2 protein-coding genes are annotated in these 2,063 nt (G+C 51.5%); both read right to left on the bottom strand.

Going from position 1 to position 2,063, the window contains the following annotated elements:
- Positions 1-616: 616 nt before the first annotated feature.
- Positions 617-1,792 (bottom strand): relaxase/mobilization nuclease domain-containing protein, encoded by a 1,176-nt coding sequence (locus GHN92_RS23510; RefSeq protein WP_095025386.1) that lies wholly within the window; start codon positions 1,790-1,792, stop codon positions 617-619.
- Positions 1,789-2,040 (bottom strand): hypothetical protein, encoded by a 252-nt coding sequence (locus GHN92_RS23960; protein WP_256666561.1) that lies wholly within the window; start codon positions 2,038-2,040, stop codon positions 1,789-1,791. Before GHN92_RS23960 ends, GHN92_RS23510 begins: the two co-directional genes overlap by 4 nt.
- Positions 2,041-2,063: the final 23 nt, after the last annotated feature.

Genomic DNA, 2,063 nt, shown 5'->3' with positions numbered 1-2,063 from the left:
ATTCAACGGTGGGCTGGCGCCAGCTCGGGCCGAAGAAAAACTTAACGTCGTGTCCGGGATTAGTTGACCACTACATGACGATAAAAAGGCTGTATTAAAATAAGCCATGCCAACTCACAGAGCCATGATCAAATCAAGGCAGCTAAAGGTGACCAGATAAAAACCGAAGCCCCGAAACGGGTGAAATGGAGCGTAGGTGGTGTCGAGCAACTCTACTGGCCTGCTCAAAAAGTCGAAAAAATCAGTTTACTGCTGTCGACATCAGCGCGCCAACTAACGGTGCTGGCCGGCTCACCATGATCCAAGACATTTTTTTTTGAGAGTTTTTACGCTGCTGGATCTGCGGCTCAATGGAAGAAGTCGTCTTTCGAATCAGTCGATGTCACGCGCTACGACATGATCGAAACCCCTGCAATCCTGACACCGCGCATCGTCGTACTTAAAGTCGGCGGTCTGGTGCGTACTGCCAGCTTTTGTATTCAACAAAAAGCTCACCTACGTTTTCCTAGATATTGGATTGGTTGCGTTTGGATGTAGTCATCGCCGTTAGGCATGCTAAAGACGTACCCAGCGACGCATTGGCCGGGTACGTCCTCGCTATTGGTAATACCTGGCGTTATGCAGGCTGTGGATCAAACTCATGCTCCGGTTGTTTTCTGACCGGTAGAACCAACGATTGGCCGGGGGTGTACTCAATGCAGTACTTTGATGGCTTTCCGACACCTTTGAAAGTCAGATCGATGCCGAGCAGGGCTTCGAGGGCTTCCAGGATCAGTCTGGTGTCCCTGTCGAGACGCCAGTTGGCGCTTTTGACTTTGATAGGGATTCTTCGCGCGCCGGCCTGGAATCGAAGGTAGAAGTACCGGAGTCGCTCAAGCCTTGGGTGTTCAACTTGATCTCGGCGAGCAATTTCTGTCTGAAGGTCACAAATGGCTTCAGGGTCATACGATATTCCTTCTTGATTGATGAGTTTCTGCCACGTCAGGCGTGAGCGTTTGAGCTGTCTGCCGCTAATATGTTTGCCATCGTATTCATAGCTAATCCCCTTTGGCTGGCCCTCGTCGTTGAGCGTCAGGTGGATGTAAACCTTTTGCTTCCTGAGCGCCCGGACGAGGTCGAACATGTCACCGTTGGCTACCCTGGTATGCTCGATAGCGCCTGCGATCTTCGCGATCATTTTGTGTTTCAGGGGGAGGTCGCCGTCACGAATCGATGCTTGGAGCTGAGCGTGAGTGATTGCTACTCCCCAGGTTTCTTTGGGGCTTGGGGCTTTTTTCAGCCGGTACATGTCTTCGATTTCGGACACAGAGTCCAAGCTCGTGGAGCGCTCGTTGCTATCCTTGACCATGGAGAATTCATCATTGAGTCGGATGCGGTTAGCGACGATGTGAACGTGCTGATGGTCTTTGTCCTGGTGCATCACAGCGACGTACTGATTGGTCTCGTCAAAGCCGAGGTTTGTGAGGTATTTACGGACTGATGTGCGCCACTGAGCAGGCGTCAGAGATTCGCCGGGACGCAGTGAGAGCATCGCGTGAAAGACGGGCTTGATGAGCCTGTCGGAGTCGATTGACATCCGGCGCAGGATCTCGATCTGGTCGAACTCCCTTACCATTTCCATAATGGCATCTTCACTCCCTGCTAACAGCGAGGGGAGTGGGTCGGACGAAATGCAGTTGGAGTCGATGGTCATGATTCCATCGATCTCGTGGTCGTGCTTAGTGCAACCGAAAATGTACCTAATCCTTTTCTTGAAAGAGCCCGAGGACTTAGGAAAGATTTTGCCGATCATGCTGCACTCCCCATGTTGATCTTGGCGATGTACTTAACCTTTTCTAGGAGTTCGATGTTAGTGCGCCCAGCGTTTATCATGGATGCTAAGTTCATCAGCTCGCGGGCGATCTGAACCACGTCAGCGTTAACTTTTGGTTTGGTATTGTTATTGGCCACGAAGTCGCGAATGAATGCTCCTGCGGCCTTATAACCAGGGCGGTTGCAGGAGCTGAGTGCAACACGGTTATTGAATTGAAGCCGGAGCATCATGCCGCATAGCCAAGGCTTCC

Source organism: Pseudomonas sp. FSL R10-2964 (assembly GCF_009600035.1).
Taxonomy (GTDB): domain Bacteria; phylum Pseudomonadota; class Gammaproteobacteria; order Pseudomonadales; family Pseudomonadaceae; genus Aquipseudomonas; species Aquipseudomonas bubulae.
Note: the sequence above shows the minus strand (reverse complement) of the source record. Positions and strands in the feature narration are given on the sequence as shown.

Bases quoted from the DNA above. Each gene is read 5' to 3' on its own strand.
- GHN92_RS23510 (WP_095025386.1), bottom strand. From the start codon at position 1,792: ATGATCGGCAAAATCTTTCCTAAGTCCTCGGGCTCTTTCAAGAAAAGG.
- GHN92_RS23960 (WP_256666561.1), bottom strand. From the start codon at position 2,040: ATGCTCCGGCTTCAATTCAATAACCGTGTTGCACTCAGCTCCTGCAAC.